This is a genomic window from Campylobacter sp. 10_1_50 (assembly GCF_000238755.1).
Lineage (GTDB): Bacteria > Campylobacterota > Campylobacteria > Campylobacterales > Campylobacteraceae > Campylobacter_A > Campylobacter_A concisus_R.
Map to the genome: position 1 here is coordinate 65,423 of NZ_JH414887.1, position 23,193 is coordinate 88,615.

Sequence of the window (23,193 nt, forward strand, 5' to 3'; positions counted from 1 at the left end):
TGAAATTTGATTGATTTTCAACAAAACGCATGTGGCACGATAGTGCTATCGCATGCCCCTCTAACGTGCGAGGGGATTGGGGGATTTAAAAAGGGGGATAAGGGGACGGTCTCGTAACTCGAGTCCCCTTGTCTCCCTTTTGAAAGAAACAAAACTTTAAATTTCTAAAAAAACTATTTTGCAAATTTTAAAATCCCATTCACTCGCAAGAATTGACTACTAAAATTTGGCTTCACTTACCTCTTAGCTCAAATTTTGGAGCTGAAATTACTCGTTCATGAAATTTTAAAATTTATCGTAGTTTTTAAACTACATGCAGTGCGAAGCGCTGGAGCATGCACCTCTAACGTGCGAGGGGATTGTGGGATCTAAAGGGAGATAAGGGGACGGCTTCGTAATTCAAGTCCCCTTGTCTCCCTTTTGAATAAAAAGAATTTTACCCATAAAAATAAAATAAATTCCGTCCAAAAAAGTCCTAAAATTTAGCAAAAAAGTCAAATTTACACGCAAGCATCGCCTTTTGCTAGCAAAATTTAATCATTTTTTTTATATAATCCAAATTTTTCACAAAGGTAGATAATATGGATAGAAAATCGTGGAGTTCAAGACTTACATACATTTTAGCTGTTGCAGGGGCTACGGTCGGCTTTGGCGCGACGTGGCGGTTTCCTTACTTGGTCGGTCAAAACGGCGGTGGGGCCTATGTTTTGGTATTTTGCATAGCGATGATAGTCATTGGTATTCCTATGATTTTGGTTGAAAACGCCATTGGCAGGCGCCTAAAGTGCAACGCCGTTGATGCATTTGGTGGCACGATAAATGGCAAAAAGATCAGCAAAAAGTGGCAGATAGTGGGCTGGATGGGGCTTGTTGGAGCATTTGGCATCATGGCTTATTATATGGTTATCGGCGGCTGGGTCTTAAACTATATCGCTCAAATTTCATTTGGCTTGCTTGATCTCTCGCACATCGTGAGCTTTGAGCAAACTAGCGCATTTTATGAGCAAAATATCGTCAGCAACCCACTAGCCATCAGCTTTGCGACCCTTGTTTTTGTGCTAGTTAATTACGCTATCTTGGTGCAAGGCGCAGTTGGTGGCATCGAGCGCTCAGCAAAATATCTAATGCCACTGCTTTTTATCCTAATGCTAGTCATGATCGCTAAAAACATCACGCTTGGGGGTGCGATGAGCGGTGTGAAATTTTACTTAACGCCTGATTTTTCAAAGATAAACTTAAAGCTTTTTGTCGAGGTTTTGGGGCAGGTTTTCTTTGCGCTTTCGCTTGGATTTGGCGTGATGATAACGCTCTCAAGTTTTGTTAAAAAAGACGAAGGCTTAGTTAAAATTTCTATCATCACAGGCATCTTAAACACCGTCATAGCCGTGCTTGCTGGCTTTATGATATTTCCGTCGCTCTTTAGCTATGGCGTCTCGCCAGATAGCGGTCCTAGCTTAGTTTTCAAGTCACTTCCGATCGTCTTTTCGCACATGCCTTTTGGCGGATTTTTCGCGGTTGCGTTTTTCGCGCTTCTTATGATAGCTGCGCTTACGACGTCGCTACCGATATATGAAGTGATCATTACAACGCTGCAAGAGAAATTTAAGATAAAACGCAAAAAAGCGATATTTTTAGTGCTTAGTGTCATCTTTGTGCTTGGGAATTTGCCCTCACTTATGGCTACAAATTTACTAAGCCACGTGAGCATTTTTGGTAAAAATATCTTTGACGCATACGACGCGATAAGTGCGACCATATTTTTCGTGCTGACTTCGCTTGGATGTGCGATATTTGTGGGCTGGGTGCTAAAAGACGAAGCGAAAAAAGAGATCTTGCAGGGCAGCGAAAAATACGCAAAGCTTATAAATATTTGGTTTTTTTATATCAAATTTATCGTGCCTTTTGTCATTTTGGTGCTATTTATCAGTAGTTTTTACGACAACTTTTTGAAGTAAAATATGCGTGAGCTTGTAAATTTTGATAGCGGTGAGCGTCTAAGACTTAACGTAGAGGGTAATGCTTTAGTGAGCGTGAGCCAAAAAGGCGCTAAAACAAAGCAGAGTAAAAAAGAATTTGCAAGCGAGACAGAGGCTAAAAAAGCCTGCGTCAAAAAGGAGTGGGAGAGCCTAAAAAAGGGCTTTGTCATGCAAAATAGCGAGGCAAAAGCCGGTGAAGCGAGCCTGCACGTTTATATCGGTGGCGGATACACTGGAGCGCTCTCGTTTGCCAGCTTAAGAGATGAAATTTACGTTTATAAAAGTAGTGGTCAAAAAGATGGAGGCAAGCCTAGCGATCTTTTGGTGTGGCTTGATCGAAGTGGCGCTATAAAAGAGCAGATCGCCTTGCCAAAGCCGCTTGCATGGGACGCCCAGTGTGCAAGCGAAAATTTGCTTTTAGACCTTGATCATGAAATTTACATTTTTGAGCCAAAAGAGGCTAAATTTCGTGAAATTTTAGCCGAGCAAAATATTAAGAAAAGTAGCGAGATAGCGAGCTTTATCTGCGCTTCAAATGATGTAGCCGTCTTTGGCATGTTTGGGCAGATTTTTACCTTTTGTGAAGGTAAAATTTCAAAGCTTAGCGAGTATAAATGCAGCACAAAAAACCACGTGCCGATACTTTGCGCGGCTCTTAGTGCGGATGCTAGCATGCTTGCGCTTTGCACTAAAGAAAACGAGCTGCAAATTTTAAATGCAAAAAATGGCGAAATTTTAAGCGAGCTAAGAGCAGAATTTGGCGTGCTAGATAAAATTTGCTTTTTGGACGAAAACACACTTTTACTTAGGCAGTATCTTGAAAACAAGCTATTTTGCCTTGATATCAAGAGCGCAAAGGTGGCAAAGCAGCCTTGGATAAAGGATGAGTACCTAAGAGTGAGCGAGTTTTGCATGGAGGATGGCAAGCTTGTGGTGATAGATCAAAGCAGGGGCTACGCTGTCAATCTAAAAAGTGGCAACGCGATGGCGGAATTTACGCTAGATCACGTCGTGAAAAGCTGTGAGGCTAAATTTATAGATGGCAAGCTCGCAGTTAGAACGGACTATGGCTGCTTTAGTCTTTATGAAATTTAAGGGAGAATATGTTTTATACACTTTTATCTATTTATATTTTTTATGTGCTTTTTAAGCTTTTTTTGGCGAATTTGCAGATCGGCTTTGTAAGAGCTGAAGCCAAAAAAGAGCCAGTCGTGCTTGAAGAGAGCGAATACAAAAACGCCGCAGTTGCCGCCGTGACAAATCTAAAATTTGAAATTTTTAGCCTCGTCTATCACGCCGTTATCTTCTTTGCGTGGATAAGCTTTGGGCTAAAAATGCTCTCAAATGCTTGCCTAAAAGATGGCACTACGCTTGAAAATATCATCTTTGTGATGAGCTTTTTGCTGATCTCGTCGCTGCTTGATCTGCCGCTAAATATCCATGAGAGCTTTGTAAAAGACAAAAAGCTTGGCTTTTCAAATATGAGCGCAAAGATATTTTTAGTTGATACCATAAAGTCGCTAGCGCTAATGCTCATTTTTGGCTCAGCTTTCGTTTGGCTTGTGCTTTTATGTATAAATTTTCTTGGGGATTTTTGGTGGTTTTGGGCATTTTTGCTAAGTTTTGGCATCGCAATAATTATAAATTTAATATACCCAACGCTCATCGCGCCTATCTTTAACAAGATGTCGCCGCTTGAAGATGGCGAGCTAAAGGGCAAGATAGAGGGCTTACTTACAAAATGTGGCTTTAAAAGTAGTGGCGTTTTTACTATCGATGCTAGCAAGCGCGACAACCGCTTAAACGCCTATTTTGGCGGACTTGGAGCGACAAAGCGAGTGGTACTTTTTGACACGCTGATAAAAAAGCTAAGTACCGAGGAGATCGTGGCGGTTTTGGGGCACGAGCTTGGGCACTTTAAGCATAAAGACATCATAAAAATGATAGCGCTAAGTGCCATTATGCTATTTTGTCTATTTTTCATCTTTGGAAACGTTGGCGCAAGCGCATACGAGGCAATAGGACTAGGGCAAAATGGCGCTAGCATCATCATCTTTTTGGTGCTTTTCTCGCCTATTTTTAGCTTTCTTTTCTCGCCGATCATCTCGCACTTTAGCCGTAAAAATGAATTTGGCGCAGATAGATTTTCAAAAGAAATTTCAAACAAAACTGACATGATAAACGCCCTAATCAAGCTTGGCAGCGAAAACAAAGCATTTCCAAAGTCGCACTGGCTTTACTCATTTGTCTATCACTCGCATCCAAGCCTTTTTGAGCGGATAAATGAGCTAGAAAATGAGAGTTGAAGAGGCGCTTAAAGAGGCAAATTTAAGACTAAAACCACTTTGCGAGAATCCAAGCAGGGTGGCTAAAATTTTGCTCATGAGCTACCTTGATGTGAGAGTTGAGTGGATATTTTTAAACCAAAAGAGCGAATTTGACGATGTCGGCTACTTTGATCTTGTAAAGCGCTATGAAAACTACGAGCCGCTTGAGTATATAACCGGCAAGGCTGGCTTTTATGGGCTGGAGTTTGAGGTAGAAAGTGGCGTTTTGATACCGCGCCCTGAGACTGAAATTTTAGTTGATAAAGTGCTAGAGATAGCAAGCAGCTACAAAGCGCCAAAGATCGCTGAGATCGGCACTGGCAGCGGGATAATAAGCGTCATGCTAGCCCTTAAAACAAACGCTAAAATAGTAGCCACTGATATAAATGAAAAGGCTCTAAAACTAGCTAAAAAAAATGCGCTTAAATTTAATGTAAGCGAGAAGATCGACTTTGTAAAGTGCTCATATATCGATGAAATTTCTGGTGGTATCGACATCTTGGTCTCAAACCCGCCATATATCGCGCGAGACTATAAGCTTGATAAATTTGTTATAAATGAGCCGCATGAGGCGCTATTTGGCGGCGAGGTCGGAGATGAAATTTTAAAAAATATCATACTTATCGCTAGAAATCGCGGCATAAAAAATGTCGCCTGCGAGATGAGCTATGATCAAAGAGCTAGCATGGAGATGGCACTAAAATTTAATGGCTTTAAAAGCGCTTTTTACAAGGACTTAGCGGGCTTTGACAGGGGCTTTTGTGCGAGTTTAAAACTATAAAGGAGAGAGATTGAGAAGTATCTATTTTTTACTATTAGCAACGGTGATCGGCACTGAGCTAACGCTTGGAATTTTGGTCGCGCCAGTCATATTTTTCCCACAAAGCATCATAGGCGAGGGGGTGCTCACGCATTTTATGAGCGGACAGATGATGACAAAGATATTTTTAAAATTTAACTATGTTTTGCTATTTGTAAGCGCATTTGTAGCAGTTAGCGAGCTCTTTGATCTAAGAAAAAAGCTTGCATTTTCACTAAAATTTAGCACATTTATGCTCTCGTTTTTAAATTTAGCCCTAGCGCTAAGCTTTGTTTTTATCTTCACGCCTTTTATCGTGCAGGCTCAAAGTCTTGGTGCTGAAGCAACGCAGACAGCAGAGTTTGCCAAGATGCATAGCGCAAGCGAATATGTGATGAAAGTGATGCTTGTTTTGCAGCTCATTTTGTTTTTTGTGAAATTTAAGATCAGCCAAGATGAACGCCAAGCCTGATATCCAAATCTTAACAAATTTTCTCGCCGAATACACGACAGCGATGGTGAGCGCTGGCACATACACTGCGCGCGTAGAAAAGTGCGTCGACCGCATAGCTAAGCACTACGGATACGACGTTAGCGTGACCATTTTTGTGAAGTATTTTACCATTAGCGTGATGGACTCACAGGATAACTCCTTGCGCCGAACTTATGTGAGAAAGATCCCTCTAGGGCAGGTTAGCTTTAATAGAATTTCCGAGCTATCCTCACTTAGCTGGCAAATTTTAGATGAGGGTTTAAGTTTAGACGAAGCTAAAGAGAGCTTTGATAGTGTAATGAGTGTCAGTGCAAATAAATTTGCTAGCTCACTTATCTTGATAAGCCTTGCAAATGCGGCATTTTGCAGACTTTTTGGAGGCGATGCTGGCTCGGTTGTTTGCATATTTTTTGCAACGCTTGTTGGCTACACTCTTAAATTTGCCCTTGCAAAAATGGGCGTAAATTTAAAAATTCAATACGTCCTGACATCCTTTGTCGTCTCATTTATCGCCTATCTTGGCGTATCTTACGGGCTTACACATACAAGCGACGTGGCGATAGGCTCGTCTGTGCTCTTTATGATGCCTGGCGTTTTTCTCATAAATTCAGTCTTTGACATCCTAAATGATAACACCCTTGTTGGCATCAGTAGAGCCATAAGCACGGGTATCCTCATACTTTGCATGGCTGTTGGCGTCTATATCACGCTAACGCTTAGCAGCGCGGAGATATTAAATGTTTGAGCTTTTAAGTGAAACGCTTGTAGATGCTGGCTTTGCTGCGGTGGCTGGGCTGGGCTTTGCCTATGCTAGCTCGCCTCCAAAAAGAACTCTCATCTTTTGCGCTTTGCTTGCTGCATTTGCGCATGCTAGCCGCTTTTGGATCATGCAGATGGGATTTTTTAACATCAGTGTCGCAACGCTCATTGTCTCTTTTATGAGCGGAATTTTAGGCATGCTCTTTGCCAAACGGCTAAAGGTGCCAGCTGAGATCATCGCATTTCCAGCGCTTTTGCCGATGGTGCCAGGAGTTTTTGCGTATAAGGGGATATTGGCACTTTTTTCATTTTTAAATGAGACAAGTATCGCTAAGAAAAACGAATATCTAATCATATTTTTTGATAACGCTATCACGACTACGACGGTCTCACTAGCCTTAGGTGTGGGCGTTTCGGTGGTGCTTATTTTATTTTATGATCAGTCGCTTACGATAACTAGAGGCGCTAAAGGCAAGCCTAGTAAGAGCAAATAAAATTTAAAGGAGCTTTGCTGTGAAGATAAGAATTTATTACGAAGATACCGATGCAGGCGGTATTGTCTATCATACAAACTATATTAAATATTGCGAGCGAGCCAGAAGCGAGGCGTTTTTTGAGGCTGGGCTAAATTTCACAAAAGAGGGCGGATACTTTGTCGTTTCAGCTCTTGAGGCTAAATTTCTCGCTTCAGCCGTGCTTGGCGATGAGGTTGTTGTGAGAACAAAGCTCATAGAGCTTAAAAAGGCAAGCCTTGTTTTAGAGCAAGAAATTTATAAATTTGATGAAAAAGATGCCGAAAAAGTGCTCTTTAAAGCGACTATCACGCTAGCTTTTATGAAAGAGGGCAGACTAGCAAAGATAGATGAGAGCATGAAAACTTTTATAAATGAGGTTAAATTTTAGCAAGCAAAACTGCTAAATCCCGCTTGTGCTGTTTTGCTCCTGCGAATTTGCCTCATTAAAGTGATCGCTTTTTGTATCATAAATTTTCACATCATATAAAACTTGCGAGCCTTCAACCCTCTCTGTGAAAATTTTGCTGGCACTTTTGTTTATAAAATTTGTATAGATATACTCCACTCCCAAGGCACTTGAGTAGCCGATCTGTGAGTATCTAAAATCAACTCCAAAAAGATCTCCAAGCCCTAAAAATCTCTCATCAAGCGAATTTAGCGAATTTGCCACAAAGAGGTTTTGCCTGTCTCTTTGCGTGATGGCGCTAAAGATATTTGGCAAGAAATTTATCTGCGTGCTTAAAAGCGCGTAAGGCTTTATCTCAAAGCCTCTCATCTGCGTTGCTACAAGAGAAGCTTTAACTATAGGGATGTTTAAAAAGACGCTTGCGTTATCAAATTTAGACTTTTTGCTTAAAGTGTTGTTTAAATTTATATCTTTGCCAGTGATCGAGCTCTCGTAGTAGTCGCTACTTTGCATGCGTACATACTCGTTTAGCTTTTGTGCTAGCGCGCTGCCATCGTCAAAAGCGACTATTTTTTCGTTAGCAAAAGCGAGCAGGGCTGAAATTTGCGCTTTGTAATCAACTCCGCCAAAGATCAAATTTGGCTTTGGAGCTGCCACAAAAGAGCTATGAACGCTTGGGATGTAGATGAGTTCGTTTGGCAAGATGAGAGAATTTACTGTATTTGCGCCATTTTGAGTAAGGGCTGCTATGAAGTAGATAAAGCCCTCGTTTCTAGCGTTTTGAAGCGCGTTTTGAAGGCTAGGCAAACTCTCGTCGCTGCTATTTATAAATTTCACTTCGACATTTGCATCTTGCTTTAAGATGTAGCTCAAAATAGCGTTTGATACGACATTTGCGTATGATTTTATGATCTTTTGTGGGATGATGATTGCTATCTTATCACTTTGCGCAAGCTTTAAAACCATCTCGCCGCCAAGCGAAGTATAAAGGTCTAAAAGTGCCTTATCATCTATCTTTGCTGGCTCAAATCTCGCCATAAAACTAGCTAACATATCGCTCTTAATAAGCTCATTTAGGCAAGAGCTATCACAAAATTCTGGCTCTAAATTTATGTAAGTAATCTTTGCTGGCGGTATGCTTGAGAGGCTTTGATTTTTAGTGATGTTGCTTTCAATTTTCGCCTCAGTGATCTCGTCTTGCATCTCACTTAAGGCTTCATTTTGCGCTGCAAAAAGGCTTACAAATATAACTAAAAAAAGAAAAATTCTTTTCATATCACTCCCTTGATTTTTTTCAAATCATCTATAAAATTTTCTTCAAAACTTGGATTTTTGCTGATCCACTCTGGTGAAAAAGTTGGCATTATAAACCTATCATCATCTTTTAAAATGCTCCCTCTTATGCTTGAAAATCCGCCCTTTGAGAGCAAATTTGGATAAAGATGCATGAAAGCTTCCTCTCCTAAAGTGATGATAATTTTTGGCTTAATAAGTCTTATCTCTTCTAAAAGATATGGCCTACAAAGCTCAAACGAGCTCTTTAACGCTGGATTTTTCGCGTCACTATTTGAAATTTCACAGCGCAAAAGCAAGCTTATATAAACACTATCTTTTTCTAAATTTAAGCCATTGTTTATAGCATTTTCTAAAATTTTGCCACTTGTGCCTTCAAAATAATCATCTTTTTTGCAAAGCGATACGAACATTATCTTGCTATTTTTATCGCCAAAGCCAGTAAAAACGTACTTTGAGCTATTTCTCAAAAAGCAAAGAGAGCACTTTTTTATCTCACTATTTAGCTCGTCTATGCTGTTATAATCTTGATATTTGCTTAAATTAAGAAAATTTTCATCTATAAAATTGTAACCGATCGCTTTTAAAAAAAGTAATTTTTCTAAGAGATCTTTATTTTTATGAAATTTCATTTTTGGATTATAACTTGATTTACTTAAAGTTTAAATTATAGTTTTGTCGGGCTGATTTATTCAAAGGAATTTAAGTATTGCTTTGATAAAATCCCACTTTTTATATTAACTTTAAGGATAGAAATGAAAAGGACTTATCAACCTCATAAAACCCCTAAAAAACGCACTCACGGCTTTCGTTTAAGAATGAAAACTAAAAATGGCCGTAAGGTTATCAACGCTAGACGTGCTAAAGGTAGAAAAAGATTGGCTGCTTAGCTGGTTTTGAGTCACTAAGTGACTCGAGAGAATTTTCTCAGGTTTATAAAGAGGCCAGTAAATGGCACTGCGACGCTTGCGTAGTTTTTTATAAACCTACAATTGAAAAAAAATTAGCAGTTGTTGCTAGCAAAAAAGTAGGAAAAGCAGTAGTTAGAAATAGAGCAAAGAGACTTTTAAGAGCTGCTTTTTTTTCTATTTCTAACGAGCTAAAAGATGGCACTTACATTATGGTCGCAAAAAATGGAATTACAGAAATTTCATTTGACAAAATTTGTAAAAATTTGAGCTGGTCTATAAAAAAAATGGGATGTCTAAAATGAAAAAATATGCGATTAAATTTATCGCTTTTTATCAAAAATATATTTCCATACTTCTGCCAAAAAGCTGTCGCTACTATCCGACTTGCTCACAATACGCCATTTGGGAATTTCAAACAAACAGCTTTTTCTCTGCTTTTTTTGCAACATTCATGCGAATTTTAAGATGCAATCAACTTTTCAAAGGCGGTATCAACTACCCAATCATCCGCAAAAAATTTAACTCATGTTTTATATTTCAAAAAAGCGATGCCAAAAATGTAAATTTCTGGTTTATCCCTTGCCAAAATAGTAAATTTTATGTCGTAAAAGTATTAGATAAATTAAAGGAAAAAAATTAAATGGAACAGATGTCTATGCAAAAAAGGTTGCTTCTTGCAGCACTTTTGTCGATCGTATTTTTCATAGTATATGACTTTTTTATGCCAAAAAGAGCTCCACTAGAGCAAAACCAGACAACGATCTCTCAAACAATGGATCAAAGCAAAGCTCCAGCCTCTACTAACGATACTCCAAAATCAAATGAAAATTTAGCTTCAAACGAGATAATCGCTACCATCAAAGGTCAAAGCTACGAAGCAAAGATAGATAAGCTAGGCAGGATTGCGAAGTTTTATCTAACCGAAGATAAGTACAAAACAGAAGATGGCAACAAAATTGAGCTTGTCTCACAAAATCCACTGCCGCTAGAGCTTAGATTTAATGATAGCACTTTAAATACTGATGCTTTTAAGGTTGCATATAGCAGTGACGCTAGCGAAATAGATGCTAGCAGCGAGCCTAAAACTATAAAACTCACTCAAAATTTAGACGGCGTTACAGTTACAAAAAATATCAAATTTTACCCAAATGGTCGTTACGAGGTTGAAGTAAATTTAAGTAAAAGCGTTGATTATTTCATCACTCCTGGCTTTAGACCAAATATCGCGATAGATAGCTACACAGTTCATGGTGTCATGCTTAGAAATACAGACGATAGCCTAAATATTATAGAAGATGGCGATGCAAAAGAGGTTAAAAACTATGCAAACACAACTATAGCAGCTGCATCTGATAGATACTACACAGCGCTATTTTACTCATTTAACAAGCCATTTGAAGCTGTTGTGGATAAAGATGCAAATAACAATCCTATCGTCTTTGTAAAGGCAAACGATAGTCTAAAACTAGGTGCTTACATCGGACCAAAAGAGCATAAAATTTTAAGCTCGATGGATGAGAGACTAAACGACGTTATCGAGTATGGTTGGTTTACATTTATAGCAAAGCCGATGTTTGCATTCTTAAATTTCTTACATAACTACATTGGCAACTGGGGTTGGGCGATAGTTGTGCTAACGCTTGTCATAAGGATAGTTTTATTCCCGCTTACATATAAGGGCATGCTATCGATGAATAAGCTAAAAGAGCTTGCTCCAAAGGTAAAAGAGATCCAAACAAAATATAAAGACGATAAGCAAAAGATGCAAGTCCATATGATGGAGCTATACAAAAAACATGGTGCAAACCCGATGGGTGGCTGCTTGCCGATCTTGCTTCAAATTCCGGTATTTTTTGCGATCTACCGCGTTTTACTAAATGCGATCGAGCTAAAAGGTGCTCCTTGGATACTTTGGATACACGATCTTTCGGTGATGGATCCATACTTTGTACTACCTATCTTGATGGGTCTAACGATGTTTTTACAACAAAAACTTACACCAACGACATTTACTGATCCTATGCAAGAAAAGGTTATGAAATTCTTGCCTTTGATCTTCACGTTTTTCTTTGTGACATTCCCAGCAGGTCTTACGCTTTACTGGTTTGTAAATAACGTTTGTTCAGTCGTTCAACAAGTCTTTGTAAATAAACTTTTTGAAAAACATAAAAAAGCTGCGGAGGTAAAAGCTCAATGAAAATAGAAGCAAATACTCTCCAAGAGGCATTTCAAAAGGCAGCCGAGCAGCTTAACTGTTCAGTCACTGAGCTTGATATAAAGGTCTTGCAACATCCAAGTAGCGGAATTTTTGGATTTTTTAAAAAGACAGCGATCATTGAGGCAAATTTAGAAAATCAGCCAAAACCACAGCATAAACCAAAAAATGATAGAAATTTTGCTAAAAAAAGTGATGAAAACGAGCCTGCAAAAGAAGAGAAAAAACAGAGCAAAAAACACGATCATAATGATAAAAAGCGAAATCCTAAAAAGCATAAATATGAGAAAAATGAGGCTAAGTCTGAGCAAAAAGAGCATAAAAATGAAAAGCCAAATTTAAGCGAGAAAAACTCAGCTCTTGCTAAAGATGCCTTTGCTGAAAAGGGTGAAAAAGAGGCTGAAGAGCCGGGATATGTCATAAAAAGACTTGATGAGCCAAAAGAACCAAAAGAGCAAAAAGAGACTAAAGTGGCAAAAGAGCCACAAGCTAGTAAAAGTGCTCCTAAAAATATCCTAGATACTTCAATCATCGAAAATTTCAACCAAACTGATGAAGAGAGCGCGCCTCAAGCTTTACCAAAAGAGAAAAAAGAGAAAGTTGTAATCGACTTTGATAAAATTTTACCTGAGATAAAAGAGGGCATGACGCGTCTTTTTAAAGCAAGCTGCTTTGAGATAGACAAGGTAGAAGTTAGTAAATTTAACGATGAGACCGTGCTTATCGAGCTAGACGGAGCTGATGCGGCACTACTTATTGGCAAAGAGGGTTATAGATATAAAGCGATCTCTTATATGCTCTATAATTGGCTAAATTCAAAATACAACCTTGCTATTCGCCTTGAGATCGCGCAATTTTTGCAAAATCAAGAAGCGATGATGGATCAATATCTAAATGGCGTGATCGAGCGCGTGCAAAATAGCGGTAGAGCCCAAACTAAGCCACTTGACGGAGTTTTGGTGAAGATCGCACTTGAGAAGCTTCGCGAGAAATTTCCAGATAAATATGTCGGCATAAAAAGCGGCAATGACGGCAAATTTGTCGTCGTAAATGATTTTTTTAAAAAATGAGTGAATCTATCGCAGCCCTTGCCACAGCTTATGGCATCGGCTCAGTTTCTATCGTAAGGCTTAGCGGCAAGGACGCCCTGGCCACCTCTTTAAAACTTCTTAAACTTTCAAATTTAGAGCCAAGATACGCAAAACTAGCCAAAATTTACTCCCTTGATGATGAAATTTTAGACGAGGGCATCGTTATATATTTTAAGGCTCCTGCAAGCTTTACTGGCGAGGATATCGTCGAGTTTCAAACTCATGGTGGCGTTATGGTGAGCGAGAGAATTTTAAATGAGCTAATAAGGGCTGGTGCTAGGCTTGCTATGCCTGGCGAGTTTAGCAAGCGGGCATTTTTAAATGGCAAGATGGATCTAGCCAAGGCTGAGGCGATGCAAGGGCTCATCACTTCAAAAAGCGAGATCGCTGCTAAAATTTTGACCCGTCAGATGCAAGGCGATCTTAGTAAATTTGTAGGCGAGATCAGGGGTGAAGTGGTCAAAACTCTTGCCTTTGTTGAGACGATGATTGACTATGCTGATGATGATCTGCCCGCAAATTTACTAGAGCAAACTAAGCAGATGCTTTTAAAAAATAGCGAGAAATTAGAGCGCATAGCCACTCTTAGTGAGCAAAGAAGGGGGCTAATAGATGGCTTTAAGATCGCAATCGTTGGCAAGCCAAATGTGGGCAAAAGTTCTATCTTAAATTCATTTTTGGCATACGAAAGAGCGATCGTTAGCGACGAAGCGGGCACGACTAGAGATAGGATAGAAGAAAATTTCAAGATCGGCTCGCATCTAGTTCGCATAATAGACACCGCAGGCATTAGAAAAGATGCTGGGAAGATCGAGCAAATCGGCATAAATTACTCAATCTCAGCCATAAACGAGGCCGACATCATCCTAGCTGTCTTTGACGGCTCATCTGCAAGCGACGAGCAAGATAAAGAGATAATAAGACTCGTTTCTAACTCAAACAAAAAAGCCTTTTTTATTCTAAACAAAAGCGATCTTGCGTTTAAATTTGACATAAATTTGGACGGCGCCATCAAAATTTCTGCAAAAGCTGATACGAGCGTAGTTTTAAAAGAGCTTGAAAGCTATCTCAAGACGCAAGACACTGACGAGATCATGCTAAGCTCAAACCGCCAAATTTTAAGCTGCAAAGAGGCGAGTGAGGCTTTAAAAAGAGCATTTTTACGGCTAAATGAAGAGGAGCTAGAAATTTTCGCTTACGAGATAAATACCGCGATAAAGGCACTTGCAAGCATCACAAAGCCATTTGAGAGAAGCGAAATTTTAGACGAAATGTTTAGCCATTTTTGTTTAGGAAAATGATACTTTTTTGGTTAAAATCTGCGTTTTTTAAAGGAGAGAATATGAAAATTTTACTTATAAATGGTGGCAAAAAATTTGGCCATTCAGAAGGTAGGCTCAATCAAACACTTCACGATCTTGCATGCGAAAAACTAGCAAAAATGGGTCATGAGGTAAAGCAAACCGTGATAGATCAAGGCTATGATATCGAGGCTGAAGTTGAGAAATTTCTCTGGATGGACGTGGTAGTTTGGCAGATGCCAGCTTGGTGGATGGGCGAGCCTTGGATAGTGAAAAAGTATATCGACGAGGTCTTTACCGAAGGTCATGGCAAGCTTTATACGAGTGATGGCAGGCATAGGGTTGATCCAACTAAAAACTACGGCAAAGGCGGCTTACTAAATGGCAAGAAATTTATGCTAAGTCTTACTTGGAATGCCCCAACTGAGGCATTTAGCGATCCAAATGAGTTTTTTGAGGCGCGCGGCGTTGATGGAGTTTATTTTCATTTTAGAAAGGCAAATGAGTTTTTGGGCATGAAGTCGCTTCCGCACTTTATCTGCTGCGATGTTATCAAGATGCCAGACGTGCCAAGATACCTAAAAGAGTATGAGGCGCATCTTGAAAAAGTTTTCAAAGCGTAAAAGATTTCTACCGCTCTTTAGCCATTTGCGCTAAAGAGCATCTAAATTTACATCTATCTTGTGTTGGGAAAAATGAGGGCAAAATTTCTACTTTTAGCTGCTGTTATCTTTTTTGCTGGGTGCGCTAGCAAGCAAATTTTAAAGCCAAGCGATGAAGTAAATTTACTCTATCTTGAAAATAACGAAACCTTGCACGAGATGAAATTTTATAAGCTTCAAAACAGCCTAAATGACTTTAATAAATTTGCAAACATTGTCGGCAAGGCTGATATCAAAGTAGCCAGTGTAAATGCAGAATTTAGCGCTCTTGGTGGTCTCATGCAAGGCATCGAAGCAGATCAAATGGTGCTTGTTAAAAATTTAAGCACCAACCATGAGCTTATCTTGTCAAATGCTAGTGACATAGAGGAGCTCGTAAATGCAAAAAATATCAAATTTTATGAAATTTCAAATGGCGCTATAAAAAGCGTGGTTTATAGCACAAAAAGCATGTCAGTTTGCGAAGCTTTTGCAGGTGGCAAAGAGGTGATAAAAGTAAAAAGTGTGACAAATCACCCTTTGAAAAATGGCTTTTTTGCAGTGATCTTAAACTCAGATATATCTAATGATCAAGGCTTTTTTTTAAGAGAGACGAGGTATTATTTCAACCTTTCAAGCGAAGATGAAGAGAAGATTAAGGCTGAGACGCTAACGCAAAATTTTTATAAAACATTTATAGAAAGTGACCTTGTAAATCAAGGCAAAATTCTCTCAAATGTGCTTTGTTTTAGTAAATTCCAAAAGGCTTTTTAGTAACTTTTTATAAGCAAGGTTGTAAAATAGCTTAAAATTCTTAAAAGGTTACATCAATGGATAAAGCTACCATACAAGCACATAAAATCAGCGACGAAGAGTATGAGGAGATCTTAAAAATTTTAGGTCGTGAGCCAAATTTACTAGAGCTTGGCATATTTTCAGCGATGTGGAGCGAGCACTGCAGCTACAAATCAAGCAAAAAATATCTAAACGGCTTTCCAACAAAGGCACCTTGGGTCATCCAAGGACCTGGTGAAAATGCTGGCGTCATCGACGTTGGCGACGGGGTTGCGGCTGTGTTTAAGATGGAGAGTCACAACCACCCAAGCTTTATCGAGCCGTTTCAGGGCGCTGCAACTGGTGTTGGTGGAATTTTAAGAGATGTCTTTACGATGGGCGCAAGAGTTGTTGCAAATATGAACTCGCTTCGTTTTGGCGAGATAAGAGGCGAGGGCGAGCTAGCTAAAAAGCATAGGTATCTGCTAAAAGGAAGTGTCGCTGGCATAGGACACTACGGCAACTGTATGGGTATCCCAACGATCGGCGGCGAGACTACATTTGATCCTAGTTTTAATGGCAATATCCTAATCAACGCCTTCGCGCTTGGTCTTTGCAAAAGTGATGAAATTTTCTACGGCAAGGCTGAAGGTGTGGGCAACCCAGTCATTTACGTGGGCTCAAAGACTGGCAGGGACGGACTTGGCGGCGCTGTGATGGCGAGCGATAGCTTTAACGATGAGAATAAATCACTTCGCCCAACGGTGCAAGTGGGCGACCCATTTGCCGAGAAACTGCTTATGGAGGCATGCTTAGAGCTCTTTAAAAAAGACTATATCATCGGTATCCAAGATATGGGCGCAGCAGGACTTACAAGCTCTAGCTTTGAGATGGCTGGTAGAAGCGGTAGCGGCATGAAGATGTATTTAGACCGCGTGCCGATGCGCGAAGTTGGCATGACGCCTTATGAGCTAATGCTGAGCGAGTCTCAAGAGCGTATGCTAATATGTGCCAAAAAAGGTTACGAACAAAAGGTGCTTGAAATTTTTAGAAAATGGGACCTTGACGCTGAGATCATCGGCGAGGTCACAAGTAGCGGCGTGATGCAGCTTTACTGGTACGGTGAGCTTGCAGGCGAAATCCCTATCGGCCCACTTAGCGAGGCAGCTCCGGTGCTTGATCGTCCAGTCGCACGTCCAAAATACCTTGATGAGATAGCAAATTTAAAAATTCCAAATAATATTGATAACAAAAGCGCATTTTTCAAGCTTTTAAAAGAGCCAGAAGTGCTAAATAAAAGCTTCATCTATGACCAATACGACGCAAACATCCAGACAAATACCATAAAACAGCCAGGTTGCTTAGGCGCTGCAAGCATCAGAGTAAAAGGCACTAAAAAGGTCGTCTCTATGGCTGCTCAGTGCGATCCTAGGGCAAATTTCGTTGATCCTAAAATTGGTGCTGCAAGAGCCGTCGCTGCAGCTGGTAGAAAGGTAGCGATGAGCGGCGCTGTGCCACTTGCGATAACTGACTGCTTAAACTATGGCAACCCGCAAAATCCAGAGGTTATATGGCAGTTCAAAGAGGGATGTGAAGGCATAAAAGAGGCTTGCCGTGAGCTAAATACGCCAGTTGTTAGTGGCAACGTGAGCCTTTATAACGACACTGACGGCGTTAGCGTCTATCCAACGCCAGCCATCGTAACAGTTGGCGTCAATGAAGATGCAAATTTAAACCTAAAAAGCACATTTTTAAGCGAGGGCAGGGCGATATATCTGCTTGGCGAGACAAGTGGCGAATTTGCAGCTTCGCTTTACGCAAAGTCGCTATTTAACGTGGTTGGCGGTAAGCTAAAAGAGGTTGATTATAAAGCCGAACGAGCCCTTTGGGACCTAGTGATAGAGGCAAATAAAGAGCAAATTTTAGAGTTTGCAAATAGCGTAGGCGTAGGCGGTCTTGCTATCACGCTGGCAAAAATGGCTAGCATCTCAAACATTGGCGCAAACTGCGAAGTTAAATTTAAAGAGCCAAATTTCATCTTTGACGAGAGCTTTTCAAGAGCGGTTGTGGGCGTGAAAGACGAGGCTAAATTTGAAGCGCTTGCGGCTAAATTTGGTGTGAAATTTGAAAAGATCGGTGTTAGTGGCGGCAAGAGATTTAAGTTAAATGAGATAGATGAGAGCTTAGAGGATGTAAGAGAAATTTATCTAAATGAGTTTGCGAAAATCGTAAAAAAGGAGGACTAAGAGATGTTTTCTAAAAAGGAAAAAGCAAGCGGGGAAAAGGAAGTAGAGCAAAACGAGAAAAAGGGCGTGGCAAAGCCGCCAGTGCTCTTTAGCGATACTCAAAATTTGATAAGTACGATCGAAAAAAGGCTAAATGCCCCTTTGATAACCTACTATAACTCAAACGCTGGTAATGTCTGCGGCAACGATGCAAGCGCGATGTATGAAATTTTAAAGGGTAAAAAGATAGATACTGCCTATCTTTTTATAAAAAGTGATGGTGGTAGCGGCATAGCCGCGCTTAGGATCATTAGCACGCTTAGAAACTACTGCAAAAATTTAATAGCGCTGATCCCATCAAACTGCGCCTCAGCAGCTACGATGATGGCGCTTGGCGCAAACGAGATCGTGATGGGTCCGCTTGCCTATCTAACGCCAGTTGATACATCGCTCAAACACGAGCTAAGCCCTACAAACAAGGGTAATGAGCTTGTTAGCGTCTCTATGGACGAGCTTAGCCGTGTGGTGAAGCTTTGGAAAGAGCAGGACAAAGATAGACCAAACGACACAAACCCCTATAACTCGCTATATGAGTATATCCATCCGCTAGTTTTTGGTGCGGTTGATCGCGCTAGCTCGCTTTCTCTTAAAATTTGCACTGAGCTGCTTAGATATCACATAGATGATGATAAAAAGATCGTTGAAATTTCTGAGAGGCTAAACGCAGACTACCCAGCACATGAGTATCCGATACTCTTTCGTGAGGCGCAGGAGATCGGTCTGCATGTCAAGAAAATGGACGATGATCTAAACGAGATGCTTCAGGAGCTAACGCTACTTTACTCGGAGATGGGACAGCGAGCCTTTACCGACTACGATGAGAACAGCTATCATGATAACAACATCGCAAACATCATCGAGACAAACGGCAAGCAAATTTACTATCAGATCGACAAAGACTGGTTTTATCGCCCTGAGGAGCGCCGCTGGAACGTGATGAATGACGAGAGCTCATGGCGCAAAAATGAGCTGGTAAATGGCAAGATAAAAAATACGATCTATCACTTGTGGTAATATGTCTGGAGTCCTGTTTTTACTGATATTAGGCGGTGCGATATTTTTATTTATGAATGTCCAAAGTAGCAACCGCAAGAAACAAGCAAATGTAGATGAGGCTAAATTTCTAGTCTCACTGCTTGCAAAAGTCGCTAAAAGTGACGGCAGAGTTAGCGAGCTAGAGGCTAGGCTGATCACTCAAGTGCTAGATGATCTAAGCCAGAAAGTTAGCGGTGTTAGCGGCGTGCGTGAGTATCTAAAAGAGGTTTATAATAGCCAAAAAGAAAATGTAGATAACGCCTATGAAACCGCCAGAAACTACAAGCGCACGTTTAATCTAAACTACGATACCTGTGTGGCTAGGCTCACTTTTTTTCTAAATTTAGCCTATATAGACGGAGAATTTAACAAAAGCGAGCAAGATGTTATAAGAAATATCGCTTATGGATTTGGCATCGACAAAGAGACGCTTGATGAGATAATCTTTAAGTTTGATAGCTTTTATGGCTCGAGGTTTGGAGCGGATCACGATGAGATGAGCCAAGAAAACGATGCATTTGAGGTTTTAGGACTTAGCAAAAATGCAAGCCTTGATGAGGTAAAGGCTCGCTACAAAGAGCTTGTGAGGCAGTATCACCCTGACATTTTGATGGGTAGAGGCGAGAGTAAAGAGGTGATAGAGCGCTCTACTAAGAAGCTTCAGGAGATAAATGAGGCTTATGGGCGATTAAAAGAGAAATTTGGAGTTTAGATGAAGAAATTTGTGATTTTGCTGTTAGCGGTGGCTAGCTTTTGCAGAGAGCTAAACGTGAGCGATCTTGATGGAAATGAGATCAAATTTGAGCTAAAAGATAGCACGCTTTTTGAAAATGGCAAAAAGATCGGCGAATACAATAAGACAAGCGCTGCTAGCATCATCCTAACTGGCAGTGATGGCGTTGAGGCTGATTTTAAGGCAGTTAGAGCTAAAAATTTAAATGAGTTTAAAGAGTATATATTTTCAGATGAGGGCGGCATAAAGGTGGTGAAATTTAGCGCTAAAAGCCCGATCTGCGAGGCATTTAATAAAAAAGAGGCTGTAAATTTAAGCGTGCTAAGTTCAAGCTATTTTAGTGGCAAGCAAATTTCAAACTATGCCTTTAGTGTGGATATCGCAGGTGGCGAGTTTCAAAATTTAGTTAAAAAGAGCCACTTTGCAGTAAATGCAAGTGGAAAAAGTTTAGAAAAGCTTGAAAACTTAACAGAAGAAAATATCAAAAAAGACACAGCCATGGGGCTACTTGTGCTTGAAAAAGCGATGTGTTTGGCGGAGAAATAAAATAAATTTAATCAATCTAAAGGAGAAAAAATGAGAGCGTTGCTTAGCGTTAGCGATAAAGAGGGCATTGTAGAGTTTGCAAAGGGGCTAGAAGAGCTTGGCTGGCAGATACTTTCAACTGGTGGCACCTACAAACTTTTAAAGAGCGAGGGCGTCAAAGCCACTGAGGTTAGCGAATTTACGGCGTCGCCTGAGATGTTTGAGGGCAGGGTAAAGACCCTTCATTCAAAGATACACGGTGGCATCTTGCACAAACGCGATGACGCTACACACGTGGCTCAGGCAAAGGAGTATGGCATCGAGGGCATCGACCTAGTTTGCGTAAATTTATATCCTTTTAAAGAGACTACCATCAGGACCGATGACTTTGCCGAGATCATCGAAAATATCGACATCGGCGGCCCAGCCATGGTAAGAAGCGCTGCTAAAAACTTTAAAGACGTGCTCATAGTCACAAGCGTGCTTGACTACGATGAAATTTTAAAGCGCCTAAAAGAGAAAAGCGATGATTATGAGTTTAGAAGATCGCTGATGATAAAGGCGTTCGAGCATACAGCAGCCTACGACAGCACGATAGCAAACTATATGAATGATAGATTTAATGGCGGTTTTGGTGATGCTAGATTTATCGTGGGAAGCAAGGTTTTTGACACTAGATACGGCGAAAATCCACACCAAAAAGGCGCGCTTTATGAGTTTGATTATTTCTTCACAAACAACTTTAGAGCCTTAAAAGGCGAGGCAAGTTTCAATAACATGACCGATATAAATGGCGCTTTAATGCTTGCAACTAGCTTTGATGACGCGCCAGCAGTGGCTATCATCAAGCACGCTAATCCTTGCGGTTTTGCGGTAAAAGATACGTTGCTTGAGAGCTACGTAGCAGCGCTTAAGTGCGACCCGATCTCAGCATACGGCGGTGTGGTGGCGATAAATGGCACACTTGATGAGGAGCTTGCTAAAAAGATAAATGAAATTTACGTTGAAGTAATCATCGCTGCAAATGTCGATGATGCCGCGCTTAAGGTGTTTGAGAGCAAAAAGCGCATCAAAATTTTCACTCAGGATAATAAATTTTTAGTCCGCGCAAATGATAAATTTGACTTTAAGCACATCGATGGTGGATTTGTATTTCAAGAAAGAGACTTCGTAAAAGACGAAGAGCTTGAAAATATGAAGCAAATGAGCAAGAAATTTGCAACTGGCAGCGAGCTAAAAGACGCTCAGATCGCTTGGAAAGTGGCTGCACTAACGAAGAGTAACTGCGTAGTTTATGTAAAAGATGGCGCGATGGTGGCTATTGGCATGGGTATGACTAGCCGCGTGGATGCTGCTCGTGCGGCCGTGGCAAAGGCAAAAGAGCTAAAGATCGACCTAAATGGCTGCGTGCTTGCAAGCGAGGCGTTCTTTCCGTTTAGAGATAGCATTGACATCGCTAGCAAAGTGGGCGTAAAATGCGTCATCGAGCCAGGCGGTAGCATCAGAGATGATGAGGTGATAGAGGCTGCCGATGAGCACGGCATGTCGCTATATTTCACTGGCGTTAGACACTTTTTACACTAAAATTTAGGGGCGTTTGCCCCTTGCTTCACACTTTATAACTTTAAATTTTATATAATCCTTCAAAAAAAGGAGCTCACATGAAAAAGATATTAAATTTTCTCTTGGTTTTGGCGGTATTTTTGGGTGTAAATTTGATGGCAAAAGATGAGTTTTTAAAGGAGCAGACGATGGCAGGGCAAAATTTGAAAGAAATTTATTTAGCAGGTGGCTGCTTTTGGGGCATGCAGGGCTATTTTAAAAAGATATTTGGCGTGGTGGATACGAAGGTGGGCTACGCAAATGGCAAGAGTGAGAGCACGAGCTACCGTGAGCTGCACGAGAGCGATCACGCCGAGACACTTTATGTGAAATTTGACGAAAACAGGGTCGCTTTGGCTGAAATTTTGGCTCATTTTTTTAGAGTGATCGACCCGACCTCGCTAAACAAACAAGGCAATGACGTCGGCAGGCAGTATAGAAGCGGGATTTACTATGTTAGCAAGGACGATCTGGCTGTCATTGAGAGCTTTATAAAGATAGAGCAAAAGAAATTTAAAGATAAGATCGCAGTTGAGGTAGCACCTCTTAAAAATTTTGTCATTGCTGAGGAGTATCACCAAGACTATCTAGATAAAAACCCTTTTGGTTACTGCCACATCGATCTAAATTTGGCGAGCAAGCCGCTTTACGATGAGGCTAAATTTAAGCCGCTTAGCAAAGAGGAGCTAAAGAGAAATTTAAGTAGCGAGCAGTATGCCGTGACACAGGAGGCGGCGACTGAGAGGCCATTTAGCAGTGAGTATGATAAATTTGACAAAAAGGGCATCTATGTCGATATCACCAGTGGCAAGCCGCTCTTTTCAAGCGCTGATAAATTTGACGCAGGGTGTGGCTGGCCAAGCTTTACAAAGCCTATCACGACAACGGCGCTTGCGTATAGTGAGGACAACTCTTTTATGATGAAAAGGGTTGAGGTGAGGTCTCAAAACAGCGACGCGCACCTTGGGCATGTCTTTGAAGATGGACCAAGTGACAAGGGCGGACTAAGGTATTGTATAAACGGCGCAAGCCTTAAATTTATACCGCTTGAGGATATGGCTAGGCTTGGATACGAGGAGTTTATCCCCTACGTCAAGTAGCTTTTGTTGAAGCAAATCAATGGTTTGAAAAGTTTAATCAGAGTATAATTCTCCAAAATCAAAAGGAGAAAAAATGAGTGAATTTTTCAAAAATGCAGAGCAGTTTAGCGTCGATGGTGCGACGGTGCCGTTTTATAAATTTAGTGAAAATGGGGTAAATTTTGTGGGCTTTGACTCACGTCCTTGCGTTCCGCCAGAGCCTATGATGAACGCACTTTTGGCTATAAAATTTGCTGATAAAAACACAAAGATCGTGATGGTAAATCACAAATTTCCAGCTGGGCTCATCCCAAAGATAGAAAAGAGCTTTGACATTAAGCGCGAGGACCTTGAGGGCGGAGCTGTGAAGATGACTTTTAGCCTAAAAGAGGGTGCGAGCATAGAAAACATAGACACTAGCCTTTGCCACTAA

General features: G+C 40.7%; 25 protein-coding genes. 23 read left to right on the forward strand and 2 right to left on the reverse strand.

Annotated elements, in window-relative coordinates; all coding sequences use genetic code 11:
• Positions 1 to 581 precede the first annotated feature (581 nt).
• The 8 genes from HMPREF1019_RS00300 to HMPREF1019_RS00335 are packed head-to-tail and all read left to right on the forward strand — an operon-like array spanning position 582 to position 7,257.
• Positions 582 to 1,955 carry a sodium-dependent transporter gene (locus HMPREF1019_RS00300; RefSeq protein ID WP_009293662.1) on the forward strand — a complete coding sequence of 458 codons (1,374 nt, stop codon included), beginning with the start codon at positions 582 to 584 and terminating at the stop codon, positions 1,953 to 1,955.
• Positions 1,956 to 1,958: 3 nt separating this feature from the next.
• Positions 1,959 to 3,071: a hypothetical protein gene (locus tag HMPREF1019_RS00305; RefSeq protein ID WP_009293663.1), complete on the forward strand. Its 1,113-nt coding sequence runs from the start codon at positions 1,959 to 1,961 to the stop codon at positions 3,069 to 3,071.
• An 8-nt stretch (positions 3,072 to 3,079) separates the two neighbouring features.
• Entirely contained in the window at positions 3,080 to 4,282 is a 1,203-nt protein-coding gene (locus tag HMPREF1019_RS00310) for a M48 family metallopeptidase (protein ID WP_009293664.1), read from the forward strand.
• Positions 4,272 to 5,084 carry a peptide chain release factor N(5)-glutamine methyltransferase gene (gene prmC / locus HMPREF1019_RS00315; RefSeq protein ID WP_009293665.1) on the forward strand — a complete coding sequence of 271 codons (813 nt, stop codon included), beginning with the start codon at positions 4,272 to 4,274 and terminating at the stop codon, positions 5,082 to 5,084. Before HMPREF1019_RS00310 ends, prmC begins: the two co-directional genes overlap by 11 nt.
• A gap of 10 nt (positions 5,085 to 5,094) precedes the next feature.
• Complete coding sequence (locus HMPREF1019_RS00320) at positions 5,095 to 5,574, forward strand: DUF4149 domain-containing protein (protein WP_009293666.1); 480 nt, start codon at positions 5,095 to 5,097, stop codon at positions 5,572 to 5,574.
• Positions 5,558 to 6,340, forward strand: coding sequence for a threonine/serine exporter family protein (locus HMPREF1019_RS00325; protein WP_009293667.1), 783 nt, complete (start codon positions 5,558 to 5,560; stop codon positions 6,338 to 6,340). Before HMPREF1019_RS00320 ends, HMPREF1019_RS00325 begins: the two co-directional genes overlap by 17 nt.
• The gene (locus HMPREF1019_RS00330; protein WP_009293668.1) at positions 6,333 to 6,848 is read left to right on the forward strand and encodes a threonine/serine exporter family protein; all 516 of its coding nucleotides are present in this window, start codon (positions 6,333 to 6,335) and stop codon (positions 6,846 to 6,848) included. The genes HMPREF1019_RS00325 and HMPREF1019_RS00330 overlap by 8 nt, the downstream gene beginning before the upstream one ends.
• A 19-nt stretch (positions 6,849 to 6,867) precedes the next feature.
• The gene (locus HMPREF1019_RS00335; RefSeq protein WP_009293669.1) at positions 6,868 to 7,257 is read left to right on the forward strand and encodes a YbgC/FadM family acyl-CoA thioesterase; all 390 of its coding nucleotides are present in this window, start codon (positions 6,868 to 6,870) and stop codon (positions 7,255 to 7,257) included.
• Positions 7,258 to 7,269: 12 nt separating this feature from the next.
• Here HMPREF1019_RS00335 and HMPREF1019_RS00340 read toward each other — a convergent pair whose 3' ends face one another.
• A complete protein-coding gene (locus HMPREF1019_RS00340; RefSeq protein WP_009293670.1) occupies positions 7,270 to 8,550 on the reverse strand; it encodes a hypothetical protein in 1,281 nt (426 codons plus the stop codon).
• On the reverse strand, positions 8,547 to 9,038 hold the full coding sequence (locus tag HMPREF1019_RS00345) for a uracil-DNA glycosylase family protein (protein ID WP_232210154.1): 492 nt from the start codon (positions 9,036 to 9,038) through the stop codon (positions 8,547 to 8,549). The genes HMPREF1019_RS00340 and HMPREF1019_RS00345 overlap by 4 nt, the downstream gene beginning before the upstream one ends.
• Before the next feature lie 285 nt (positions 9,039 to 9,323).
• On the opposite strand from HMPREF1019_RS00345, the gene rpmH reads away from it, so the two are divergent.
• From rpmH to HMPREF1019_RS00415, 15 genes are all read left to right on the forward strand, one after another.
• Positions 9,324 to 9,458, forward strand: coding sequence for a 50S ribosomal protein L34 (rpmH, locus tag HMPREF1019_RS00350; protein ID WP_002940373.1), 135 nt, complete (start codon positions 9,324 to 9,326; stop codon positions 9,456 to 9,458).
• Positions 9,446 to 9,781: a ribonuclease P protein component gene (gene rnpA / locus HMPREF1019_RS09780; RefSeq protein ID WP_080658384.1), complete on the forward strand. Its 336-nt coding sequence runs from the start codon at positions 9,446 to 9,448 to the stop codon at positions 9,779 to 9,781. The genes rpmH and rnpA overlap by 13 nt, the downstream gene beginning before the upstream one ends.
• On the forward strand, positions 9,778 to 10,119 hold the full coding sequence (yidD, locus tag HMPREF1019_RS00355) for a membrane protein insertion efficiency factor YidD (RefSeq protein WP_009293672.1): 342 nt from the start codon (positions 9,778 to 9,780) through the stop codon (positions 10,117 to 10,119). The genes rnpA and yidD overlap by 4 nt, the downstream gene beginning before the upstream one ends.
• Complete coding sequence (gene yidC, locus HMPREF1019_RS00360) at positions 10,120 to 11,676, forward strand: membrane protein insertase YidC (RefSeq protein WP_009293673.1); 1,557 nt, start codon at positions 10,120 to 10,122, stop codon at positions 11,674 to 11,676.
• Positions 11,673 to 12,764: a Jag N-terminal domain-containing protein gene (locus HMPREF1019_RS00365; RefSeq protein WP_009293674.1), complete on the forward strand. Its 1,092-nt coding sequence runs from the start codon at positions 11,673 to 11,675 to the stop codon at positions 12,762 to 12,764. Before yidC ends, HMPREF1019_RS00365 begins: the two co-directional genes overlap by 4 nt.
• The gene (gene mnmE / locus HMPREF1019_RS00370; RefSeq protein ID WP_009293675.1) at positions 12,761 to 14,086 is read left to right on the forward strand and encodes a tRNA uridine-5-carboxymethylaminomethyl(34) synthesis GTPase MnmE; all 1,326 of its coding nucleotides are present in this window, start codon (positions 12,761 to 12,763) and stop codon (positions 14,084 to 14,086) included. The genes HMPREF1019_RS00365 and mnmE overlap by 4 nt, the downstream gene beginning before the upstream one ends.
• Before the next feature lie 41 nt (positions 14,087 to 14,127).
• Positions 14,128 to 14,709 carry an NAD(P)H-dependent oxidoreductase gene (locus tag HMPREF1019_RS00375; RefSeq protein ID WP_009293676.1) on the forward strand — a complete coding sequence of 194 codons (582 nt, stop codon included), beginning with the start codon at positions 14,128 to 14,130 and terminating at the stop codon, positions 14,707 to 14,709.
• 72 nt (positions 14,710 to 14,781) lie between these two features.
• Positions 14,782 to 15,501: a hypothetical protein gene (locus HMPREF1019_RS00380; protein ID WP_009293677.1), complete on the forward strand. Its 720-nt coding sequence runs from the start codon at positions 14,782 to 14,784 to the stop codon at positions 15,499 to 15,501.
• Between the two features lie 56 nt (positions 15,502 to 15,557).
• Positions 15,558 to 17,747 carry a phosphoribosylformylglycinamidine synthase subunit PurL gene (gene purL, locus HMPREF1019_RS00385; RefSeq protein WP_009293678.1) on the forward strand — a complete coding sequence of 730 codons (2,190 nt, stop codon included), beginning with the start codon at positions 15,558 to 15,560 and terminating at the stop codon, positions 17,745 to 17,747.
• A 3-nt stretch (positions 17,748 to 17,750) separates the two neighbouring features.
• Positions 17,751 to 18,800: an SDH family Clp fold serine proteinase gene (locus HMPREF1019_RS00390; protein ID WP_009293679.1), complete on the forward strand. Its 1,050-nt coding sequence runs from the start codon at positions 17,751 to 17,753 to the stop codon at positions 18,798 to 18,800.
• A gap of 1 nt (position 18,801) precedes the next feature.
• Positions 18,802 to 19,533, forward strand: coding sequence for a TerB family tellurite resistance protein (locus HMPREF1019_RS00395; protein WP_009293680.1), 732 nt, complete (start codon positions 18,802 to 18,804; stop codon positions 19,531 to 19,533).
• Positions 19,534 to 20,100, forward strand: coding sequence for a hypothetical protein (locus HMPREF1019_RS00400; RefSeq protein WP_009293681.1), 567 nt, complete (start codon positions 19,534 to 19,536; stop codon positions 20,098 to 20,100).
• 30 nt (positions 20,101 to 20,130) lie between these two features.
• A complete protein-coding gene (purH, locus tag HMPREF1019_RS00405) occupies positions 20,131 to 21,663 on the forward strand; it encodes a bifunctional phosphoribosylaminoimidazolecarboxamide formyltransferase/IMP cyclohydrolase (RefSeq protein ID WP_009293682.1) in 1,533 nt (510 codons plus the stop codon).
• A 77-nt stretch (positions 21,664 to 21,740) separates the two neighbouring features.
• A complete protein-coding gene (gene msrB / locus HMPREF1019_RS00410) occupies positions 21,741 to 22,781 on the forward strand; it encodes a peptide-methionine (R)-S-oxide reductase MsrB (protein WP_009293683.1) in 1,041 nt (346 codons plus the stop codon).
• A gap of 73 nt (positions 22,782 to 22,854) precedes the next feature.
• Positions 22,855 to 23,193 carry a hypothetical protein gene (locus HMPREF1019_RS00415; protein ID WP_009293684.1) on the forward strand — a complete coding sequence of 113 codons (339 nt, stop codon included), beginning with the start codon at positions 22,855 to 22,857 and terminating at the stop codon, positions 23,191 to 23,193.

Bases quoted from the DNA above. Each gene is read 5' to 3' on its own strand.
- HMPREF1019_RS00400 (WP_009293681.1), top strand. From the start codon at position 19,534: ATGAAGAAATTTGTGATTTTGCTGTTAGCGGTGGCTAGCTTTTGCAGA.
- purH (WP_009293682.1), top strand. From the start codon at position 20,131: ATGAGAGCGTTGCTTAGCGTTAGCGATAAAGAGGGCATTGTAGAGTTT.
- prmC (WP_009293665.1), top strand. From the start codon at position 4,272: ATGAGAGTTGAAGAGGCGCTTAAAGAGGCAAATTTAAGACTAAAACCA.
- HMPREF1019_RS00415 (WP_009293684.1), top strand. From the start codon at position 22,855: ATGAGTGAATTTTTCAAAAATGCAGAGCAGTTTAGCGTCGATGGTGCG.
- purL (WP_009293678.1), top strand. From the start codon at position 15,558: ATGGATAAAGCTACCATACAAGCACATAAAATCAGCGACGAAGAGTAT.
- HMPREF1019_RS00305 (WP_009293663.1), top strand. From the start codon at position 1,959: ATGCGTGAGCTTGTAAATTTTGATAGCGGTGAGCGTCTAAGACTTAAC.
- HMPREF1019_RS00365 (WP_009293674.1), top strand. From the start codon at position 11,673: ATGAAAATAGAAGCAAATACTCTCCAAGAGGCATTTCAAAAGGCAGCC.
- HMPREF1019_RS00300 (WP_009293662.1), top strand. From the start codon at position 582: ATGGATAGAAAATCGTGGAGTTCAAGACTTACATACATTTTAGCTGTT.
- HMPREF1019_RS00330 (WP_009293668.1), top strand. From the start codon at position 6,333: ATGTTTGAGCTTTTAAGTGAAACGCTTGTAGATGCTGGCTTTGCTGCG.
- HMPREF1019_RS00395 (WP_009293680.1), top strand. From the start codon at position 18,802: ATGTCTGGAGTCCTGTTTTTACTGATATTAGGCGGTGCGATATTTTTA.
- HMPREF1019_RS00310 (WP_009293664.1), top strand. From the start codon at position 3,080: ATGTTTTATACACTTTTATCTATTTATATTTTTTATGTGCTTTTTAAG.
- yidD (WP_009293672.1), top strand. From the start codon at position 9,778: ATGAAAAAATATGCGATTAAATTTATCGCTTTTTATCAAAAATATATT.
- HMPREF1019_RS00340 (WP_009293670.1), bottom strand. From the start codon at position 8,550: ATGAAAAGAATTTTTCTTTTTTTAGTTATATTTGTAAGCCTTTTTGCA.
- rpmH (WP_002940373.1), top strand. From the start codon at position 9,324: ATGAAAAGGACTTATCAACCTCATAAAACCCCTAAAAAACGCACTCAC.
- mnmE (WP_009293675.1), top strand. From the start codon at position 12,761: ATGAGTGAATCTATCGCAGCCCTTGCCACAGCTTATGGCATCGGCTCA.
- msrB (WP_009293683.1), top strand. From the start codon at position 21,741: ATGAAAAAGATATTAAATTTTCTCTTGGTTTTGGCGGTATTTTTGGGT.
- yidC (WP_009293673.1), top strand. From the start codon at position 10,120: ATGGAACAGATGTCTATGCAAAAAAGGTTGCTTCTTGCAGCACTTTTG.
- HMPREF1019_RS00325 (WP_009293667.1), top strand. From the start codon at position 5,558: ATGAACGCCAAGCCTGATATCCAAATCTTAACAAATTTTCTCGCCGAA.
- HMPREF1019_RS00390 (WP_009293679.1), top strand. From the start codon at position 17,751: ATGTTTTCTAAAAAGGAAAAAGCAAGCGGGGAAAAGGAAGTAGAGCAA.
- HMPREF1019_RS00380 (WP_009293677.1), top strand. From the start codon at position 14,782: ATGAGGGCAAAATTTCTACTTTTAGCTGCTGTTATCTTTTTTGCTGGG.
- HMPREF1019_RS00375 (WP_009293676.1), top strand. From the start codon at position 14,128: ATGAAAATTTTACTTATAAATGGTGGCAAAAAATTTGGCCATTCAGAA.